Annotated in this window: 2 protein-coding genes; one reads left to right on the forward strand and one right to left on the reverse strand. The window is 52.5% G+C overall.

Going from position 1 to position 1,395, the window contains the following annotated elements; all coding sequences use genetic code 11:
• Nucleotides 1-101: 101 nt before the first annotated feature.
• Complete coding sequence (locus ACXRVY_RS29185; protein ID WP_458238980.1) at nt 102-470, reverse strand: hypothetical protein; 369 nt, start codon at nt 468-470, stop codon at nt 102-104.
• 477 nt (nt 471-947) lie between these two features.
• On the opposite strand from ACXRVY_RS29185, the gene ACXRVY_RS29190 reads away from it, so the two are divergent.
• Nucleotides 948-1,395, forward strand: a 448-nt coding sequence (locus ACXRVY_RS29190) for a transaldolase family protein (protein WP_458238981.1), incomplete at its 3' end; no start/stop codon positions are given.

The raw sequence follows: 1,395 nt of genomic DNA on the forward strand, positions 1-1,395 counted from the left end.
GTATTGTGCGATGTACAGTTTTGACTCCAATCTACTTCCTCACGCCTCGTGCAATTTCCCAGTGCAATGGGCACTGGGCGCGTGTTCAGTAGGTACAACGCTCATCGATCCAAAAAGCACTTCAGGCGATTCTCTACGACAACCACTGAATAGCTCGCGATGTGCATTGCCAGTCCGTCCTCTATCAGGGCTTCGAGCAAGGCAGCTTGTGCCGCGAAGCGCAGGTCGCGGTCGAGTTTTCGAGAGGCGTGCATCTGATCGATCAGAGCATGCGTGACTTGATAAGGGGTGCTGCCTCTCAGACGCCCCAGCCAGACGGGGATTTTTTTTGCGGCTTTGGATTGTCTGATACCCAGCACGCACGTTGCCTTGTCCGAAGCGGTGTTTTTCGAAACCTCCTCGATTTCTTCAAACACCTCGGTCAATTTTTTTAGTGCGTAGCCAAGCATCAAATCATCAAACGCATCCAAAAACATATACCTCTTCACGCTGTGAAGTTATTTCTACAAACACACATTCCCAATTATTACATTACACTTTATTCCATATATGTACTGGACGTATTCTAACGATCAAAACGCCTGATAAATAACATTACATTTGTTAGCGCGAAGACTAACTTTGCCAGTGTATTAATTGACTTTTTATAACAATAATTGAGCCTGCAATCGAACTATATAGACTTCAACGATATCGGTAATTGCACGCAAGGTGCCGCGAGCGTTATCAGGGGATTCAGGCGTCAGATGATCTGGTTGCAAGGCGCTGACCGTCAGATCAGTTGAACCTGTGAGCCCGCCTGGCATCCTATTTATCGACACCGCGCCCCACCTTTCAAACACCTGTTTTCAGGTTGTTGCCGCAGGGGGCATTGATACACGTACGCGCCCTTGAGTGGCTGTCAGCGCTCGGGTAATGTCATCAGACCCATAGGACAGAGCACGCCCATGACTTCCAAGCTGGAACAACTTAAACAAATGACCACCGTGGTTGCCGACACCGGCGACTTCGAAGCTATCGCTCGCGTTAAACCCGTGGACGCCACCACCAACCCTTCCCTGCTGCTCAAGGCCGCGGCCATTCCGGCGTATGCCGAGCTGCTGAACGCCTGCGTCAATGACTGTAAGGGCGATGTGGGCCTGGCCAGCGACCGTTTTGGCGTGGCCGTGGGGCAAGAAATCCTGAAAGTGATCCCGGGCCGTATTTCCACCGAAGTGGATGCGCGCCTGTCGTTCGACACTGACGCCGTGTTGAAGCGTGCGCATCGCCTGATCGAGCTGTACGACAAGGCCGGTATTGGCCGCGACCGCGTGCTGATCAAGATCGCGTCCACCTGGGAAGGCATCCGCGCTGCCGAGATCCTGGAGAAGGAAGGCATCCAGACCAACCTGACCC

This window comes from Pseudomonas sp. P5_A2_2 (genome assembly GCF_054177685.1).